This window comes from Burkholderia sp. ABCPW 11 (genome assembly GCF_001523445.1).
Lineage (GTDB): Bacteria > Pseudomonadota > Gammaproteobacteria > Burkholderiales > Burkholderiaceae > Burkholderia.
This window is the reverse complement of the sequence record NZ_LOVM01000094.1, coordinates 121913-141370: the sequence shown is the minus strand read 5'-3', so window position 1 is coordinate 141370 and position 19458 is coordinate 121913. Positions and strand designations below refer to the sequence as shown.

The 19458-nt window shown below is 67.8% G+C and carries 14 protein-coding genes; 6 read left to right on the top strand and 8 right to left on the bottom strand.

Features of this window, described 5'->3' with window-relative positions; genetic code table 11:
- Window positions 1–627: 627 nt before the first annotated feature.
- On the top strand, window positions 628–2454 hold the full coding sequence (locus WS61_RS31005) for a hypothetical protein (protein ID WP_257127385.1): 1827 nt from the start codon (window positions 628–630) through the stop codon (window positions 2452–2454).
- 470 nt (window positions 2455–2924) lie between these two features.
- Here the strand turns inward: WS61_RS31005 and WS61_RS35350 are convergent, their stop codons facing one another.
- Both WS61_RS35350 and WS61_RS31000 read right to left on the bottom strand, forming a co-directional pair.
- Window positions 2925–3095, bottom strand: coding sequence for a hypothetical protein (locus WS61_RS35350; protein WP_179949065.1), 171 nt, complete (start codon window positions 3093–3095; stop codon window positions 2925–2927).
- Window positions 3096–3266: 171 nt separating this feature from the next.
- Entirely contained in the window at window positions 3267–4178 is a 912-nt protein-coding gene (locus WS61_RS31000; RefSeq protein ID WP_059506320.1) for a DUF72 domain-containing protein, read from the bottom strand.
- 279 nt (window positions 4179–4457) lie between these two features.
- Here WS61_RS31000 and WS61_RS30995 point away from each other — a divergent pair, with 279 nt between their 5' ends.
- Window positions 4458–6629, top strand: a complete 2172-nt coding sequence (locus WS61_RS30995) for a TonB-dependent siderophore receptor (RefSeq protein ID WP_059506298.1) — start codon at window positions 4458–4460, stop codon at window positions 6627–6629.
- A gap of 22 nt (window positions 6630–6651) precedes the next feature.
- On the opposite strand, the gene WS61_RS30990 is transcribed toward WS61_RS30995, so the two are convergent.
- Window positions 6652–7467, bottom strand: coding sequence for a response regulator (locus WS61_RS30990; protein ID WP_059506296.1), 816 nt, complete (start codon window positions 7465–7467; stop codon window positions 6652–6654).
- A 1121-nt stretch (window positions 7468–8588) separates the two neighbouring features.
- On the opposite strand from WS61_RS30990, the gene WS61_RS30985 reads away from it, so the two are divergent.
- On the top strand, window positions 8589–12182 hold the full coding sequence (locus WS61_RS30985) for a YadA family autotransporter adhesin (protein WP_059506294.1): 3594 nt from the start codon (window positions 8589–8591) through the stop codon (window positions 12180–12182).
- A 344-nt stretch (window positions 12183–12526) separates the two neighbouring features.
- Complete coding sequence (locus tag WS61_RS30980; RefSeq protein ID WP_179949366.1) at window positions 12527–12934, top strand: VOC family protein; 408 nt, start codon at window positions 12527–12529, stop codon at window positions 12932–12934.
- A 22-nt stretch (window positions 12935–12956) separates the two neighbouring features.
- On the opposite strand, the gene WS61_RS30975 is transcribed toward WS61_RS30980, so the two are convergent.
- The gene (locus tag WS61_RS30975; protein WP_059506290.1) at window positions 12957–13496 is read right to left on the bottom strand and encodes a toxin; all 540 of its coding nucleotides are present in this window, start codon (window positions 13494–13496) and stop codon (window positions 12957–12959) included.
- A 109-nt stretch (window positions 13497–13605) separates the two neighbouring features.
- The gene (locus WS61_RS30970; RefSeq protein WP_059506288.1) at window positions 13606–13992 is read right to left on the bottom strand and encodes a MerR family transcriptional regulator; all 387 of its coding nucleotides are present in this window, start codon (window positions 13990–13992) and stop codon (window positions 13606–13608) included.
- Window positions 13993–14077: 85 nt separating this feature from the next.
- Between WS61_RS30970 and WS61_RS30965 the strand changes: the two genes are divergently transcribed.
- On the top strand, window positions 14078–14986 hold the full coding sequence (locus tag WS61_RS30965) for an alpha/beta fold hydrolase (protein WP_095211877.1): 909 nt from the start codon (window positions 14078–14080) through the stop codon (window positions 14984–14986).
- A gap of 27 nt (window positions 14987–15013) precedes the next feature.
- Here the strand turns inward: WS61_RS30965 and WS61_RS30960 are convergent, their stop codons facing one another.
- The 3 genes from WS61_RS30960 to WS61_RS30950 are packed head-to-tail and all read right to left on the bottom strand — an operon-like array spanning window position 15014 to window position 17684.
- Window positions 15014–15826: an ABC transporter ATP-binding protein gene (locus WS61_RS30960; RefSeq protein ID WP_059506284.1), complete on the bottom strand. Its 813-nt coding sequence runs from the start codon at window positions 15824–15826 to the stop codon at window positions 15014–15016.
- Window positions 15823–16689 (bottom strand): ABC transporter permease, encoded by an 867-nt coding sequence (locus tag WS61_RS30955; protein ID WP_059506282.1) that lies wholly within the window; start codon window positions 16687–16689, stop codon window positions 15823–15825. Before WS61_RS30955 ends, WS61_RS30960 begins: the two co-directional genes overlap by 4 nt.
- Window positions 16690–16691: 2 nt before the next feature.
- Window positions 16692–17684, bottom strand: a complete 993-nt coding sequence (locus WS61_RS30950) for an aliphatic sulfonate ABC transporter substrate-binding protein (RefSeq protein ID WP_059506281.1) — start codon at window positions 17682–17684, stop codon at window positions 16692–16694.
- Between the two features lie 340 nt (window positions 17685–18024).
- On the opposite strand from WS61_RS30950, the gene WS61_RS30945 reads away from it, so the two are divergent.
- Window positions 18025–19452 (top strand): MFS transporter, encoded by a 1428-nt coding sequence (locus WS61_RS30945; RefSeq protein ID WP_059506279.1) that lies wholly within the window; start codon window positions 18025–18027, stop codon window positions 19450–19452.
- The last annotated feature ends 6 nt before the right edge of the window (window positions 19453–19458 follow it).

Below are 19458 nucleotides of genomic sequence, written 5' to 3'. Positions count from 1 at the left end.
GGCGGTGTTGTCGGCACGGTAGCGAACACGGCGACGGGTGCGGTCGGAACGCTGACTGGCGCGCTGGGTGGCGTTGGCGGTGGGACCGGTGGTCTCGGTGGCGTTGTCGGAACGGTGGGCAATGCGGCAAGTGGCGCTGTCGGTACGGTGACGGGTGCCTTGGGTGGAGTGGGTGATCCGACCGGCGGGCTCGGCGGTGTTGTCGGTACGGTAGCGAATACGGCGACGGGTGCAGTCGGAACGCTGACTGGTGCTTTGGGTGGTGTCGGCGGTGGGACCGGTGGTCTCGGTGGCGTCGTCGGCACGGTAGCGAATACGGCGACGGGGGCAGTCGGAACGCTGACTGGTGCACTGGGTGGTGCTGGCGGTGCGACCGGCGGTCTCGGTGGCATCGTGGGCACGGTGGGTAACACGGCAACGGGTGCAGTTGGAACTGTGACTGGCGCCTTGGGCGGTGCCGGCGGCACGACTGGCGGTCTTGGCGGCATCGTAGGCACGGTAGCCAACTCGGCAACAGGCGCAGCTGGAACGCTGGCCGGCGCAGTGGGCGGTGTTGGCGGCGCGACCAGCGGTCTTGGCGGCATCGTAGGCACGGTAGCCAACTCGGCAACAGGTGCAGTCGGGACGTTGGCCGGCGCAGCGGGTGGTGTCGGCGGTGCGACCGGCAGTCTCGGTGGCATCGTGGGCACGGTGGGCAACACGGCCACCGGTGCAGTCGGAACCCTGGCCGGCGCAGTGGGCGGTGCTGGCGGCGCGGCCGGCGGTCTTGGCGGCATCGTAGGCACGGTAGCCAACTCGGCAACAGGTGCAGCCGGAACCCTGGCCGGCGCAGTGGGCGGTGTCGGTGGCGTCGTAGGCGCGGTTGGCAACTCGGCAACAAGTGCAGTCGGAACGTTGGCTGGCGCAGCGGGTAGTGTCGGCGGCGGCGCGACCGGTGGCCTCGGCAGTCTCGGCGGCATCGTTGATACGGTAGCCAACTCGGCAACCGGTGCAGTCGGAACGTTGGCTGGCGCAGCGAGCGGTGTCGGCGGCGGTGCGACCGGCGGTCTCGGCAGTCTCGGCGGCATCGTAGGCACGGTAGCCAACTCGGCCACCGGTGCAGTCGGAACGTTGGCCGGCGCAGCGGGTGGTGTCGGCGGTGCGACCGGCAGTCTCGGTGGCATTGTGGGCACGGTGGGCAACACGGCCACCGGTGCAGTCGGAACGCTGGCCGGCGCAGTGGGCGGTGCTGGCGGCGCGGCCGGCGGTCTCGGCGGCATCGTGGGCACGGTAGCCAACTCGGCAACCGGTGCAGTCGGAACGTTGGCCGGCGCAGCGGGTAGTGTCGGCGGCGGTGCGACCGGTGGCCTCGGCAGTCTCGGCGGCATCGTTGATACGGTAGCCAACTCGGCAACAGGCGCAGTCGGAACGTTGGCTGGCGCAGCGAGCGGTGTCGGTGGTGGTGCGACCGGCGGTCTCGGCAGTCTCGGCGGCATCGTAGGCACGGTAGCCAACTCGGCAACCGGCGCAGCCGGAACATTGGCTGGCGCAGTGGGCGGTGTCGGCGGTGCGGCCGGTGGTCTCGGCGGCGTCGTGGGTGCGGTCGGGAACACGGCCACCGGCGCAGGCGGAACGTTGGCCGGCGCAGTGGGCGGTGCTGGCGGTGCGGCCGGTGGTCTCGGCGGCGTCGTGGGTGCGGTCGGCAACACGGCCACCGGTGCAGTCGGAACGCTGGCTGGCGCAGTGGGCGGTGCCGGCGGCGCGACCGGCGGTCTCGGCGGCCTCGTGGGCACGGTCGCCAACGCGGGCACGGGCGTCGTCAATGCCGTCACCGGTGTCGCCGGCAACGGCGGCGCGCTGATCACGCCGATCACGAGCATCGTCGGCAATCTCGGCGGCTCGTTGCCGGTCGGCGCAGCCACCGGTGCGATCGGCGCAGCGTCCGGCGCGGTAACCGGCCTCGCCGGCAGCGGCACCGCGGCGATCGCACCGATCGCATCGACCGTCACGTCGCTGATCGGATCCGCCACGAGCGGTGCCGGCAACGTCGTCGGCTCGGGATCCGGCGCGCTCACCGGCGCGCTCACCGGCGCAACCGGTGCGGCGGGCTCGCTCGCGACGGTCACCACTGGCCTGACGGGTTCGCTCGCGCACACCGTGACCGGCACCGCCGGCGCGGTCGCCGGAACCCTTCCGGCACTGAGTGTCGCGCTCAATGGCGGTACGGCAGCCGGTGCGGTCGGCGGTGTGACGAACGCCGCGGGGGCGCTCATCTCCGGCGGCGCGACGATCGCCAACGCGGCGGTGCAATCGGTCGGTTCGGCCGTCGGGTCGGTGGCCGGCGTCGTTCCCGCGCTGGCGGTTTCGCTGAACGGCAATTCCGCGCAAGGGGGCGGTAGCGCGTCGGGCGGTGGTTTGCTGGCACCCGTGACGTCGCTCGTCACTTCGCTCACCGTTCCGGTGATCAAGAAGTAGGCGACGTCGATACCGCGGCCGCCGCATGCTCCGGGCGGCCGCGAATCTTCACACCTCAGGCGCGTCATCCACAACGCCGGCGGGACGACGAATCGTGTCGACTCGCGCGGCGTTGGCTCGGTGACGCGCCATTTTGCGTTTCGGGGAGCCGTGGCGTCGCATGCCTCCATCTCGGGTTTCCCGATCTCTTCCTGCATCGGTTCGCCGCGCGTTGAAGGGAGCGATGTACGTTTCCGCCCTCGTCGAACGAGAAAACGGCAACCGCGGGACCGACGCCACTTCGTTCATTCCCGACGCATACGCCGCACGCCGCAGCCGCAAACGTGTGGATACCGAACCGTCAATCCGGCGCTACCCCGGTCGATTCGCGCACGACCAGCTCGGGCGCGCGAAACGGCCATGCGACGTACGTAAGGAATCCGGACGATGCCGTTCGACCGTTGGGGGCAGGCGCCCGCGCCCGTGCAGTGCTACGACCGGTCGCGATTCCGGGCGCGCGTCGCGCCGGTGATGACCGCGATGCCGAACAGGATGACGGCCACGATCTCGATGATGTGCTGCGCGACGTGCAGCGTCATCAAACCCCAGACGACGCCGCCGATGAAAATGATCCATCCGACCAGGTAGATGAGCAGGGTCATCGCTTTTTCTCCTTGCAGGGTTGGCCCATGGCGCCGGTTGCCGGTCGTGAAAAATTTGCCGGGCGCGCGGTGCGCGCGACGAGGACGCGCGATCCGGGAGCACCGGAGCATATTTCGCGCCCGGCGTCTCGTCTGCCGATGGCATGTTCGGCGTGCAGTTTGCCGGCCGCTTCATTCGGATGCCGTGTCATGCGCATGCAGCCCGAGCCGCGCCATCAGCCGCCTGGCGTCGAACGGCGCCTGCGTTTTCGTGTCGTTGTCGAAATAGCAGTACACGTCGCGCGTCGCCGCGCGTGGCGGGTGCAGCGCCGGTGCGGCGAGACGCGCATCGTCGGGTTGCGCGCCCCGGCTCCACGTGTCGATCCGGCGTGCCCATCGCTCGAGCGCCGCATCGGCGTATTCGCCCGAATACTTCGTTTCGGTGCCGTGCAGCCGCATGTAGATGAACCGCGCGCTCAGATCCTCGAATTGGGGCCACGCCTCGGTCGAATCCGACACGACGAGCGCGACCTTGTGGCGGCGCAGCAGCTTCACGAACGCCGGATCCACGAAGCTGTCGTGCCGCACTTCCACCGCGTGGCGCAACGCTCGCTTGCGGTCGATCTCCAGATAAGGCGCCCGGACGTGCGAATCGTGCCGGCGGGCGAGCGCGAGCGCGGCTTCCGTATCGTGCGGCAGCAGGCCCAGGAAGTGCTCCATGTGTGCCGGGTCGAAACGCAGCGAGGGCGGGAATTGCCACAGCAGCGGCCCGAGCTTCTCCTTCAGCGCGAACAACCCCTGAGCGAAAAAATTCGCGCACGCGACCGTGGCGGCCTCGTCGCGAAAACGCAGGATATGCGTCAGGTAGCGCGAACCCTTGACGCTGAACACGAACCCCGGCGGCGTTTCGGCATACCAGCGCCGCCAGCTGTCCGGCGCTTGCAGGCTGTAGTGCGTGCCGTTGATCTCGATCGTCTGCATCTGGCTCGCTGCATACCGTAGCTCGCCGGCCTGCTTCAGGTCCGCCGGGTAGAACGTTCCCCGCCAGCCCGGGTAGCGCCAGCCTGAAATACCGATGTGAATCCTGCCGGATGTGCGTGTCACGTCGATGCCCGGCTGCGCCGGGTTCCCGAATGCGGTTCGGGCGACGCGCAATATGCGTGCCGCCGCCGTCACCGGTCCAATTCTTTTTTAAAGACCGCGCCACGTTCGGCCGGTATGATCGCTGCGCTCGCGAACGGCGCAATCGGTCGGTGCGCACCGATCTCCGCTTCACTGCGTTCGCCGGGCACGGCAATCACGACACCACCGGACGGACCGGGCAATACACGGTTCGTCGATCCGGCCGAACGGGCCAACCCAGCACGACGGAGTATCGAGACGATGTGGACGGAGACAGGGACGGGGCGGCGCGCGATGGCGATCGCGGCAGGCGGAGCGTTGTGCGCGGCCGCCGCGGGCGGTGCGCACGCGCAGGCATCGGCGCCTGGGGCGGCGGCCGTGCTGCCGGCCATCGACGTGCGAGGGCCGGCCGATGCTTCGGCCGTCGGGCTCATCGGGCGGCGCACTGCCACCGGCACCAAGACCGACACGCCGATCGACGAGATTCCGCAAACGATCGACATCGTCACCGCGCAACAGATCGAGATGACCGGCGCGGCCGACCTGAACCAGGCGTTGCGCTACGTGCCCGGCTTCGCGACGTTCGGCGCCGACAGCCGCACCGACTGGTATGCGGCGCTGCGCGGCTTCACGCCGACGCTGTACGTCGACGGCCTGCCGGCGCCGAACACGGCCGTGATCGCGAACTGGCGCGTCGATCCGTACACGATCGATTCGATCGCGGTGCTGCGTGGGCCGACGTCGGTGCTGTACGGCGCGGGCGAGCCCGGCGCGATCGTCGACGCGCAGACGAAGCGCGCCGACGGCACGCGCGTGCGTGAAGCCGGCGTGCAGATCGGCAACGATGCGCGCAAGCAAGCCATGCTCGATGTCGGCGACAGGCTCGATCCGGACGGCAAGTATGCATACCGCTTCGTCGGCGTCGCGCGCGACGGCAACGCGGTAACCGGCCCGAACGGCGACCGGCGCGTCGCGCTCGCGCCGTCGTTCCGGTGGCGGCCGAACGCCGACACGTCGCTGACGTTTTCCGCGACATACCTGCAGGACAGCGGCGACATCTCGTCGAACTTCCTGCCCGCGTCGGGCACGGTGCTGCCGAACCCGAACGGCCGCCTGTCGCAGGACATCTACATGGGCGACCCGTCGTTCAACGACTACCGCAAGAAGCAATGGTCGCTCGGCTACGCGCTGGAACACCGCGTGAACGCGATCTGGACGCTGCATCAGGACGTGCGCTGGTCGCACCTGTCGCTCGACGATGCGACGGTGTTCGGCAACGGCCTCGCGCCCCGAAGCACGACGAACATGATGCGTTTCGCGGGGCTGTTCCAGCTCAACTACAGCCGGCTCGACATCGACAATCGCGCACAGGCGCACTTCGGCACGGGGCCGCTCGAACACACGCTGCTGTTCGGCCTGCAGTTCGACCGGCAGACGACGACCAACAGCGTGCAACTCGCGCTCGCCCCGTCGCTCGACCTGTATCACCCGGTCTATCGGCCTGTGACCGCCGCGATCTTCTCGGGCCCGACATCGCTCGGCCACGTCGACCAGTACACCGCGATGAACGGATTCGGCGTGTATGCGCAGGACCAGATCCGCTGGCGGCGCTGGACGCTGACGCTCGGCGGCCGCGAGGACGTCGTGAATGCGCGGTTCGACGACCGGGCCGCCGGCTCGCATGCACAGCAGGACGTCAGTGCGTTCTCCGGGCGGGTCGGGCTCACCTATCGCGGCGACGCCGGGTTGTCGCCGTACGTCGCCTATTCGACGTCGTTCGATCCGGTCATCGGCGTGCGGATGTACGGCGGCGGCTTGCCGAAGCCGACGCGCGGCACGCAGACGGAGGCCGGACTGCGCTGGCAGCCGGCCGGCCGGAACCTGATGCTGAATGCGGCCGTGTATCGGATCGACCAGACCAACGTCGTCACGCCCACGCCGGTGAATCTCGACCCGACCGCGACGACGTCGGTGCAGACCGGCAAGGTGCGCTCGCGCGGCATCGAGCTGAGCGCGGTCGGCCAGGTGTCGCGCGAGCTGTCGATCGTCGCGTCGTATCTCTATCAGGACGTCAAGAACGTGCAGGCGAACGACGCGTCGCTGAACCACTGGCCGGTGTCCGTCCCGCTGCCCCGGCAGATGGCGTCGATGTGGGCCGACTGGACCTGGCGCACGGGCGCGCTGGCGGGCCTCGGCATCGGCGGCGGCGTGCGCTACCAGAGCGCATCGGCCGGCGCGCCGGACAATTCGCTGACGGTGCCGAGCGTGACGCTTTACGACCTCGCGATCCATTACGAGCTGCCGCGCTGGCGTTTCGCGGTGAATGTCGCGAACCTGTTCGACCGGCGCTATGTCAGCGGCTGTCAGTCGTACGCCGTGTGCGTGTTCGGCAACGAGCGGACCGTGCTGGCCAGCGCGAAATACAACTGGTGAGCGTGAGTGCGTCGCACGCGGCCTACACGCGGCGTTGCGGCTCCCGGGTAGCCGTGCGCGCGCCCGCATGGCCCTGGCGTCGCCATTCGGTCGGCGTGATGCCGAAACGTTCGCGGAAGGCGGTGGCGAAATTGGCCGGCGTGGAAAAGCCGATTTCCTTCGCGATACTGGCGATGCTGAGCGATGTGGAGTCCAGCAGATCCTGCGCGATCCGCAGTCGCTCGTAGCGCAGATATTCGAACACCGTCTGGCCGAGATTGTCGCGAAACGCGCGCGACAAGCGCTTTTCGTGCGTGCCGACCGCACGCGCCAGTTCCTCCACCGTCGGCGGATCGTTCAGCGTGCGCGACAGGTGGCGGATGGCTGCGCGCACGATGATGTCGTCGTCGTTGCCGCCCGCGAACGGGCTTTCCGCCGTTTCCGTCCCGGCGGACCGTTCGCGTTTCGCGCGCGAGAGCTGCACGCGAATCCGCGCGATCACCTCCGCCGGCTCGAACGGCTTCACCACATAGTCGACACCGCCGATCTCGAGCCCCTCGAGCCGTTCATGCAACGCGCCGGCCACGGTCAGGAAGATGATCGGGATCGCGCCCGTCAGCGGATCGGCGGCCAGCAGGCGGCATGCGGTGAAGCCGTCCATGCGCGGCATGCGCACGTCCATCAGGATCAGGTCGGGCATCAGCGCCTGCGCGCGCTGGCACGCTTGCGCGCCGTCGAATGCGACGCTGATCCGGCATCCCGTGCTGCACAGCATGTCGGTCAGCAAACGGAGCTGGTCGGGTTGATCGTCGACGATCAGGATATGCGCGTCGCGCAATGCGGAGATCGATGAAGGCATCGTGCACCTGTTGTTAAAAGGCAGTTGGCTGCGTTTTCCGCGGGTGGCCAGCCCGGTGAGGTGGAAACGTCGGAGGCCGCTGCGTGGCGATGCATCCCGGCGCATCGCACGCTCGCGTCGATTTCGGACAAGGGGGAGCCGCGCGGCGTTCGTCGTTTTGATCGCCGGGTCGGTCGGGACGCGACGGATCGCCGTGCTCGCGTGGACGACGATCGCGACTGCCGGAATCGATGCGAGCCGAATTGTAGGAGCATATTCGGAATCCGGCCAGACATGACGGCTCCATTTGCACCATTCCATCTTCGCGATTATGGAAAATGGCGGTTTGCGACAGGAACGTGAAACGTCGACGTGCATCATTGCTCGTGGTTTACGCGTATATCCAGTGAGAAAACCGCGCGACCGGCCGGCTTTCGGATTGTATTTTCGAGAAAAGGATTATTTGAATCCGCTTTGGCAAAGTATTTATCCGCTCGGCAAAAGGTTTTGAATAACGGCGCTGGCGCGAAATCGTTTGCGGAATGGGTGTATTTTACGTAAACCATTGAATATTTGGAATTTTACAATCTATAAAGAATGTCGACTTTAATAATTTAATTCCGTGTCTCATAATTCGTCCGAACTTTGAGTCACGGGTGGGGCAGGGCAGCGGAAGCGCCGCAAGCGGTGACGGACGTTGCCTGATCCGAAGCCGGCGCATCAATTGATGACTGTCCCGCCACGTGCTCGCTGCACGGAGTGAAACCCGGGTTGCCGGGAATGAAATAAAAGAAGCAGTGTGGGTCGCGATCGGCGCGGCGACAAATCGGGGATGCATATGACGACGGGTTGAATCTCCGGATTCAGCCGGGGAAAGACTCGTCCATATGAATCAATACGTATTCCTAATGCAGTTGTCGAATTAACGGAACGGGACGTCAGGCCGACGGCATGCCCCCGGGTGTTCGAACGCCCGGTCGAAACGGGTGCTCGACGCGTGTCGTGTTGGCATGGCTTGCCCGGCGTCGGAAGCCCGGCGCCGGAATCCGCTTCCGAAACGAAGTCGCAATCGAAGTCGAAGCTGTCAATAAAAGTAAGTAGTCCGTATTCAAACCAGACGCTACACAACGGAGCAGAAGACCATGAAGAGGAAGCAGATTTCGGCGCTTGCCGCCGCGATGTTCACGGGCGCGGGTGTGCTGATCGCCGGCGCCGCGCACGCGGACAATTTCGTCGACCGCGGCAACCCGGACAACGCGCTGAACGGCCAGTGCATCGACGGCACCAACCCGCTGTGTGTGGCAACGAAGAGCGGCAACTACGTCGCGGTCAGTACCGCGAACGTGACGCAGGGCACCAATGCGATGGCAGGCGCCAGCGGTATCGCGATCGGCGACCAGTCGAATGCGAGCAGCAAGGGCGGCAGCGGCAGCGGCGGCGCGATCGCGATCGGCGTCGGCTCGCAGGCGCTGGCGAACTCGGCCACCGCGATCGGTACGGTGGCGGTCGCGCAGGGCAACACGGCGCTGGCGATCGGCCGCCAGTCGGCTGCGGTCGGCGATTTCTCGATGGCGCTCGGCAACGTCGCGGATGCGCACGGCACGAGCTCGATCGCGCTCGGCCATTCGGCGCTGGCCAGCGGCGACCGTTCGATCGCGATCGGCGGTGCGAACCCGACGTCGAGCGACGGCGTATCGGCCGGCGCATCGTACGACGCGGCCACGCAGACGCGTGCGGCCGGCACGCAATCGGTGGCGATCGGCGCGGGCGCGCGGACGAACGACAACAACCAGGTGGCGATCGGCTCGGGCAGTGTCGGCGCGAACAACGGCGGCACGCCGGTGTTCGGCGGCACGGCCGCACCGGTCGGCGGCGCGGTGTCGTTCGGCGCGCTCGGCAGCGAACGCCAGCTCAAGAACGTCGCGGCAGGCGCGGCAGATACGGATGCCGTCAACGTCCAGCAGTTGAAGAACGTGAACAGCACGCTGAGCACGGGCATCGGCAACGTCGACGCACGCGTGACGTCGGTCGGCAATGCGCTGTCGACCTCGATCTCGAACGTCGACCAGCGCGTGACCAGCGTCGGCAACAGCCTCAGCACGAGCATCGTCACGGCGACGCAGAACGTCGTGAAATACACCGACGACTCGCATGCGGCGATCGCGCTCGACGGCGCCACCGGCACGACGATCGGCGGCGTGGCCGCCGGCGTCGCCGATACCGACGCCGTCAACGTCGGCCAGTTGAAGGGCAGCCTCACGCCGCTGCAGACGTCCGTTTCGACGGCGGCTTCGAACATCGCGAACCTGCAGAACAGCGTGACCGGCATCAACGGCTCGCTGAGCACCGCGGCGTCGAACATCGTCAACCTGCAGGCGGCCGATACGCGCAACGTCAAGTACGACGGCGCGAGCGACTTCGACTCGGTGACGTTCGCCGGCCCGAACGGCACGACGCTGCACAACGTCGCGGACGGCAAGGACGTCCACGACACCGTCAACGTCGGTCAGTTGACGGGCGGCCTCGCATCGCTCAGCACGAGCGTGACGAACAACCTCAGCACGACGCTCGGCAACCTGAGCACGTCGATCGCCGGCCAGATCGGCAACGCGACGAAGAACGCGGTGCAGTACGACGACGATGCGCACGGCGGCGTCACGCTCGGCGGCACGGGCGCCGCGGCGCCGGTCGGCCTGCACAACGTCGCGGACGGCGTGGCGGCAGGCGATGCGGTGAACGTGGGCCAGCTCGGCAAGGCGACCGACACGCTCAACCAGTCGATCGCGACCGTCGGCAACCAGGTGACGGCGAATACCGGCAACATCGCGGCGCTTCAGCAGGACGCGCTGCAATGGAACCCGGCCCTCGGCGCGTACGATGCGAGCCACGGCGGCCACGGCCCGCAGCTCATCAGCAACGTCGCGGCCGGCAAGAGCGGAACGGACGCGGTCAACGTCGATCAGCTGAACGCGGCGATTCACGACGGGACGAGCCAGCTCGATGCGCTCGCCGTCAAATACGACGATCCGAGCAAGCGGCAGGTGTCGCTCGGCGCAGGCAACGGCGGCAGCCCGGTGCGCGTGACCAATGTCGCGGAAGGCAACGTGGCGGCCGGCAGCACCGATGCGGTGAACGGCGCGCAACTGCGTCGCGCGACCGACGGCGCCGCGGCCGCGCTCGGCGGCGGCGCGACCGCGAACTCGGACGGCTCGATCGGCGCACCGAACTACAAGATCGGCGGCAGCGCGTTCGACAACGTCGGCGACGCATTGACGAACCTCGACGGCCGCGTCGGAAGCAACACGACGACGCTTGCGAATCACGAAACGCGCATCGGCAATGCCGAAACGAACATCGCGGGCAACACCGCCGCGATTGCCGGGCTGCAACAGGACGCGCTGCAGTTCGACCCGACGCTCGGCGCGTTCAACGCCGCGCGCGGCGGTGCGCCGACGAAGCTGACGAACGTGGCCGACGGCAACCTCGCCGCGGGCAGCACGGATGCGGTGAACGGCGGCCAGTTGTCGGGCGTGAAGACCGCGCTCGAACAGCAGATCACGCAGGTGTCGAACCAGGCCGGCGAAGCCGTGAAGAACGTCGTCAAGTACGACGTCGACGCGAGCGGCAACCGGCTGAATTCGGTCTCGCTCGTCGGCGGCGACGCAACGTCGGCGGTCGTGCTGAAGAACGTCGCGGCGGGCACCAGCGATACCGACGCGGTGAACGTGAAGCAGTTGAAGGACGTGCAGTCGAACCTGAACCAGCTCGGCGCGCTCGCGGTGCAGTACGACGATGGCTCCAAGAGCACGATCACGCTCGGCGGTGCGGGCGGCACACGTATCACCAACGTGCAGGCCGGCACGCTCGGCGCGACCAGCACCGACGCGGTGAACGGTTCGCAGCTCTACGCGACCAACCAGCAGGTGTCGAAGAACACCACCGACATTTCGAACCTGCAAGGCAGCGTGACCAACATCGCGAACGGCAAGGCCGGCCTCGTGCAGCAGCAGGATCCGAACGGCGCGATCACGGTCGGCAAGGATTCGGGCGGCGCGAGCGTGAACTTCTCCGGCACGGCGGGCGACCGCGTGCTGACCGGTGTCGCGGCGGGCGTGAGCGACAACGACGCGGTCAACATGGGGCAGTTCAACAACGCGCTGAAGAACGTGGCGGCCAACGACAAGATCCGCGCGGCCGCGACCGATGCGAACACCACATGGATCGCGCGTGCCGACGCGGGTGCAATCGGGTCGACGGCGACCGCGACCGGCAAGAACGCGGTGGCGGTCGGCCAGGGCTCCGTCGCCGATCGCGACAACTCGTTCTCGGTCGGCGCGAAGGGCAGCGAGCGCCAGATCACGAACGTCGCGGCCGGCACGGCGCCGACCGACGCGGTGAACGTGCAGCAACTGAACGACAACCTCGCGACGGCGTCGACGCAGGCGAAGGGGTATACCGACCAGCGCATCGGGCAGGTGTACAACTCGTTCAACGACCTGAAGAAGGACATGTACGGCGGCGTCGCGTCGGCGATGGCGGTGGCCGGCTTGCCGCAGCCGACCGGCGCGGGGCGCTCGATGGTGTCGGCGGCGACGTCGAATTATCACGGCCAGCAGGGCTTCGCAGCCGGCTACTCGTACGTGACGGAGAACAATCGCTGGGTCGTCAAGGCATCGGTGACGGGCAACGCGCGGTCGGACTTCGGCGCGGTGGTCGGCGCGGGTTATCAGTTCTGATGCAGGTCGCGTCATCGTGAGCGACGCGTGGTGCCGGGCGATGCAGGCGAAGCCCGGTACTCACGGCCGATCGGCGGCCCGGGGTTCGTACGCGAATCCCGGGCCGTCGTCGTTTCGCGTCGGCCGCTCGGGCATCCCGCATCGACGGTACCCGTCGCGAATGCGAGTGGCGCCTTCCGCAGCGATCGTCGCCATCCCGCAACGCTCGGCCCCGCAAGGGTTTCGCGTCCGTGCGGCGGAACGTCCAATGCGAGTTGTGGGATGCAAGCCCGCGCTCGTATTCTGAAGTCCTCGGGCGGCACGGCATGGGGCCTGCGCCCATCACCGCATCGGAGAGCGCGACCATGAATGCAACGACACCCACGATGAAGCTCAACCACCTGAGCTTTCCTTCCGCCGACACACTGGCGACCGCCCGATTCTTCGAGCGATACCTCGGCTTCACGATCGCGGGAAGCTGGGAAAAATCCTGGATCCTCAAGCGCCCGGGCTTCGACGTCGTGATCGATCACGTCGGCGACGGCGTGCCCGCGTGGCCGACCAATTTCCACGTCGGCTTCGAACTGCCGAGCCTCGATGCCGTGCAAGCGCTGTTCGCGCGCTTCAAGGAAGAGGGCGTCGCGATGGAGACCGGCGTCTTCAACAACGGGCGCGGCTCGCGCTTCTTTTGCCGCGCGCCGGGCGGCGTGATGTTCGAACTGAACACGCGCGCGGATGCCGCGCCGGAATATCAGGGCACTTTCGACGATTGAAGCGACGCGGTTCGTGCCGCGCTCAATCGCAACGGCCGGCGCGGGCGAGGGTCTCGATGGCCGCGCGGGCACGCGACGGTCTGGTGATCTCCGTCCATTGCAGATGCGCGTATTTCGGGTCGTCGCGCAAGCCGGCGAACTTGACGCGGTTTTTCGCGAATGTCGTGTACGACCACAGCAGCACCGAGTCTCGCGAGCAGAACGCCATCCGCAGCGATTCCCGGTTGCCGTGAAACAGCTCGGTGCGCATGAGCCCGCGGCCGATCGTGCGTCGGAGCACGCGGGAAAACACCGTCCATCGCCCGAAGTTGAGCCAGACGACGTGCGTGGCGCGCGACCACAGCACGTCGCGCACCGCGCTGTAGTTGCCGTCGGCGACCCATTGGTCGCCGGCCGTCGCCGCCCGCACCTCCCGCTCGAACTGCGCGGGCGGCACGGCGGTCCAGCCGGGGCCCCAGTAGAGCCGGTCGAGTTCGATGCAGGGGCAGGCCGCGGCGGTTGCCAGCGCGCTGGCGAAGGTGGATTTCCCGGATCCGCTCGTTCCGACGACGATGACACGCATGTGTGTGACCCCGGGCAAAAAGGTGAGGGTGCGTATTGTGCCCGAAGCGCGCGGGCGGCCCGGTATCCGCGGCGGGAAAAGGCGGGCCGCCGACGAAACCGCGCATCGATCAATCGAGCGGCGGCACCGCGCCCTCCCGCAACATCTTGACGAGCCGCGCGCGCCGCTTTTCGAGATCGGCGATCTGGCGGTCGATCGCGTCGAGGCGTTCGCGCTGGACGTCGGTTATCTGATCGCACGAACGCGCGCCGTCGATCAGCAGCATGCAGTCCGGAAAGCCGCGGATGTCGTCGAGGGTGAAACCGGTCGCGATCATGCGCTGAATCTGTTTGACCTGCGTCACCGCTTTTTCGGGGAACAGGCGATAGCCGTTGGCCGCGCGCACCGACGCGAGCAGGCCGTGCTCGTCGTAGTGCCGGATCGAGCGCACGCTCGCGCCGGTGAGCTGCGCGAGTTTGCCGATGGTCAGCGGGGGCGGAGCAGGCGGGTTTTTCATGAGAGCAGGTTAACACGATTCGCTTGACTCTCACATCAGTGTGAGGGTTGAGACTGGGCGTCCGTTCATGCCTGGAGGAAAAATCGTGAATACCCGAGTGCTGATCCGCTGGCTGATTGCCGCGATCTGGTGGGCGACGCCCTTCGCATGGGTGTACGACGCGGCGGCCGCGCCGCTGAGCTATACCGTCACGTCGACGGACGGCGTGAAGCTGGCCGTTCAGGAAAGCGGCGATCCCGGCGGCGTACCGGTCATCCTGATTCACGGCCTGCTCGGCAGCCGCCTGAACTGGGACGCGCAGGTCGACAGCCCCGAACTGCGCCGATTCCGCATCATCACGTACGATCTGCGCGGCCACGGGCTGTCGGACAAGCCGGCCGGCGCGCAGCCGTATCGCGACGGAACCCGCTGGGGCGACGATCTCGCCGCGGTCATCGAGGGCGCGCATGCGCGCAAGCCGGTCGTGGTCGGCTGGTCGCTCGGCGGCGTGGTGATCTCGAACTACCTCACCAAATACGGCGATCGCGCGATCGCGGGCGCGGTGTACGTCGATGGCGTGGTCGAGCTCGCGCCGGGCCAGATCGTCGATCATCCCGACGTGTATCGGGACATGAATGCGCCGGACCTGAAGACGCGTCTCGACGGCGAACGCACGTTCGTCGGTCTGTGCTTCAACCGTCGGCCGGCTGCCGCCACGTTCGAGCGCTTGCTCGCCAACGCCGCGATGGCGTCGTGGGACATGCAAAAGGCCATCCCGACGATGTCGGTGTTCGCCGCCACGGGGCTCGGCAACGCGCGCGTGCCGCTGCTCTTCGTCTACGGCGGCCGCGACGCGCTGGTCGATACGCACGCGACGCTGGCCCGCGCGGCCGAGCTGAATCCACGCATCGTCGGCAAGGTGTACGCGGAATCGGGGCACGCGCCGTTCATCGAGGAAGCCGAGCGATTCAATCGCGATCTGGCCGCGTTCGTCCGATCGGTGTCCTCGCCGTGAAGTCGTGTGTCGCGCGGGCCAGCGACGTCAGGCCGGCGCGGCCGGCACGCCGGCCGTGTCGCCCGCCGCGCGATCGTGAAAGCGCTGGAACGCATCGAGCAGCCGCACGCGCTGCGCGGCCAGCGACGGATCGCGCCGATCGCGCGGCCGTGCGACGTCGACGTGGATTTCGTCGTCGATGCGGCCTGGATTCGGTGCGAGCATCAGCACGCGATCGCCGAGATACAGCGCTTCGTCGAGATCGTGCGTGACGACGATCGCGGCCATCCGGTGCCGCTGGACGACGTCGAGCAGCAGCGTCTGCAAGCGCATCCGGGTGATCGCGTCGACCGCGCTGAACGGTTCGTCGAGCAGCAGCAGATCCGGCTCGCCGAACAGCCCGCGCGCGATCGCGGCGCGCTGCGCCATCCCGCCCGACAACGTGGCCGGCAGTTGCCGCGCGACGCCGGCCAGGCCGACTTCGTCGAGCAATCGCGCGACGCTCGGGTGGCGTCCGCCCCGAGGGCCGGACGCGAAGCCGACGTTGTCCGCGATCGACAGCCACGGCAGCAGCCGCGGCTCCTGAAAGATCACGCCGACGCGCGCGGACGGCCCGGCCAGCACGCTGCCGTCGAGCGTCACGCTGCCGCGGAAATCCCGGTCGAGGCCCGCGACGATCCGCAACAGCGTGCTCTTGCCGCACCCGCTCGGGCCCACCACGCAGACGATCTCGCCCCGCGCGACCTGCAACGCGATGTCGGCCAGGATCGTGCGACTGCCGTACAGCTTGCGGGCGATCCGCAGGTCGAGCAGCGGCGCGGCGACGCCGGCGGTCGGGCGCACGGAAGGGTAGGCGCTCATTGCCCGCCCTCGCGCGACGCGCCGCCGAACGCATCGCGCCAGCCGAGCCAGCGCGACTCGACGCGGCGCATCGCGCCGTCGGTCAGCTTGCCGAGCAACGCGAGCAGCAGGATCGCGCCGAACACGAGATCGGGGCGCCCGGTCTCGCGGCCGTCGCTCAGCAGGAAGCCGAGACCGCGCGTGGCCGCGATCAGCTCCGCGGCGACCATGAACATCCACGCGAGACTGAGGCCGGTCCGCAGGCCGGTGACGATCTGCGGCAGCGCGGCCGGCAGCAGGATCCGACGGAACAAAGCGAGCGGGCCGAGCCGGTATACGGCGCCGAGCTCGACGAGCTTGCGGTCCACGTCGCGAATGCCGGCGACCACCGCGAGATGAACCGGAAAGAACGCACCGATCGCGATCAGCGTGATCTTCGGTGCTTCGTCGATGCCGAGCCACAGCAGCAGTACCGGCACCCATGCGAGCGACGGAATCGCGCGCAGCGCCTGGAACGTCGGTTCGAACAGCGCGTCGATCCGGCGGCTCAGGCCCATCGCCGCGCCGACGACGAGCGCGAGCCCGGCGCCGGCCGCAAACCCGGCCGCGACGCGCAGCGTGCTCGCACCGACGTGACGGGCGAGCCGCGTGGCACCCATCCGCGCGAGCGTATCGAGAATCTCGCTCGGCGCCGGCACGAGATGATCCGGCAGCCAGCCGCGCCGCACCACGAACTCCAGCAGCACGAGCGCGACGAACGGCAGCGCGAGGCCCGCGATACGCCATGCGCGCAGCGGGTCGCCCCGGACCGCGCGGGGCGGCGAAGCGGGTGGGTGCGACGCGCGCGCATCGCCGCGCGCGGCGGTGTTCGTCACCGGGGGCATGCTCAATGCGACGCCGCGACGATCGGGCGCGCGAACGACGGATCGATCAGCGCATCGACGATCTTCGCGGGATCGACGCCCGGCTTGGTCAACTGCTCGGCCGTCAGCACCGGCGCCGCGGCCTTCAGCGCCGCGCGCTGCGTGTCGCCCGGCACCGGGTCGCCGAAGTCGTTGCGCTGAAGCTGCAGCTTCGCGACCGGCAGCGACACCTTCGATTGATCGGCGACGATCTGCGCGGTCTCGGCCGGATGCGCGACGATCCACTGGCGCGCGCGGTCGTAGACCTTCAGCACGCGCGTCACCGCCTGCGGATACTGGCTGGCGAACGCATCGCGAACATTCAGGAACCCGTACGTGTTGAACGCGACGTTGCGGTACAGCAGGCGCGCGCCGTCGTCGAGCTGGGCGGCGGCCATGTGCGGATCGAGCCCGGCCCATGCATCGACCTGCCCGTTCGCGAGCGCGGTGCGGCCGTCCGGATGCTGCAGGTTGACGATCTCGACGTCGTCGCGCGTCAGCCCGACCGTGTGCAGCGCGCGCAGCGTGAACAGGAACGGATCGGTGCCGCGCGTCGCGGCGATCTTCTTGCCCTTCAGATCGGCGAGCGAACGGATCGGCGAATCCTTGCGCACCACGAGCGCCGTCCATTCCGGGCGCGAGAACACGTAGACGGTGTGGATCGGGTTGCCGTTCGCCCGCGCGAGCACCGACGCCAGCCCCGCGGCCGAGCCGAAATCGACCGCGCCGCTGTTCAGGTATTCGAGCGCGCGATTGCTGCCGAGGCTCAGCACCCAGCGAATCGCCGTACCGTCGGCCTTGAATTCGTCGTCGAGCCAGCCGAAGTGGCGGACCACGAGACTCTCGGGCGAGTAATACGCATAGTCGACGCGGATTTCGGCGGGCGTCGCCGCGTGCGCGTGCATCGACGCGAGGCCGGCAAGCGCGGCAACGACGAGGGCCGCGGATTGCCACACGCGGGACCAGAACGGCTTCATCGGGGATTCTCCGGAAGAGCGGCAATGCGCCGCGAACAGGCTGGGAAGAGGGCTAATGTAACGAAGCGCAGGCGATCCGTTAACGAAGAAATCCGCGATTGAACATGCACGTTGCTGATAAGCGTGCCCCGCGCAACTTTATGACGCACGCCGATTAATTTATCGCTTTATATCGCTTGGGATTGCCGGAGCGGAGGAACAGAATTTCCGCTGCCGGAACCCGGCGATCGCACGGCCGCATTCGCTCGACGCCGCACTGGTCGCGCAGGCACCTGCCCGGTTCCCGGCTTCACGATCACGACGACCTTGCCGTGCATTCGGCATCAAACTAAGGAATCCGATGAGTTCGATCGATCTGAGCCCGGTCACGCCGGTTTCTTCCCCCATCCGCTCGGCCAGCGACGTCGCGCGCCTGATCAACACCGTGGATAGTTCGGTCAGCCATGCGCGGATGATCGTGCTGCTGGCGCTCGGCGGCGTGTTTCTCGACGCATACGACCTGACGACGCTGTCGTACGGCATCGACGACGTGGCGCGCGAATTCGGGCTGACGCCCGCGCTGACCGGGCTGGTCGGGTCGGCGATCATGATCGGCACGATCTTCGGCAGCCTGATCGGCGGCTGGCTGACCGACCGGATCGGCCGCTATCAGGTATTCATGGCCGACATGCTGTTCTTCGTGGTTGCGGCGATCGCGGCCGGCCTCGCGCCGAACGTCTGGGTGCTGATCGCCGCGCGTTTCGTGATGGGGCTCGGCGTCGGCATCGACCTGCCCGTCGCGATGGCGTTCCTCGCGGAATTCTCGAAGTTCAGCGGGCGCGGCAACAAGGCGTCCCGGCTCGCTGCATGGTGTCCGATGTGGTACGTCGCGTCGTCGGTATGCTTCCTGCTGATCTTCGGCCTGTATTTCCTGCTGCCGGCCGAGCATGCGGGATGGCTGTGGCGCGCGTCGCTGATCTTCGGCGCGGTGCCGGCGCTCGTCATCATCCTGTTCCGGAACCGCTTCATGAACGAATCGCCGCTGTGGGCCGCGAATCAGGGCGATCTGGCCAATGCCGCACGCATTCTGCGCGAGTCGTACGGCATTCACGCACACGAAGCGGACGACGCGCGACGCGAACCGAGCCCGCCGCCCGTGCGGATTCGCGTGCTGTTCCAGCGGCCGTATCTAGGGCGCACGATCGTCGCCAGCGTGATGAACCTGTGCATCCCGTTCGAATACACGGCGATTGCGTTCTTCCTGCCGTCGATTCTGTCGCAATTTCTGGGGGCGGGCGTGTTCGAGACGATCGCCGCGTCGCTGGCGTTGAACGTGCTGTTCGCGTTCACCGGCGGCTTGCTGGGCATGCGGCTCGCGTATCGCTATCCGTCGCGTCATGTCGCGATCGCGGGGTTCGCGTTGCAAACGGTCGCGCTCGTCGCGCTGGCGCTCGCAGGGCATCCGCACGGCGCATTGGCGGTGGGCGTCGTGCTGCTGATGCTCGGTACGTGGCTGTTCGCGGAAGGTTTCGGGCCGGGTGCGCAGATGATGATCTATCCGACGCTGTCGTATCCGGCCGCGATCCGCGGCACCGGCGTCGGCTTCGGGCGGTCGCTGTGCGGCATCGGTCAGGCGCTCGCGCTGTTCGTGCTGCCGATCCTTCAGGCCCGGCTCGGCACCGACATGTTCTGGGTTGTCGCGGTCAGTGCGGTCACGCCGATTGCGTTTTTGCTGATCGTGCGGTACGAACCGACGGCGCACGACATCGACGACGAAAGCGTCGCGTGAGCGCCG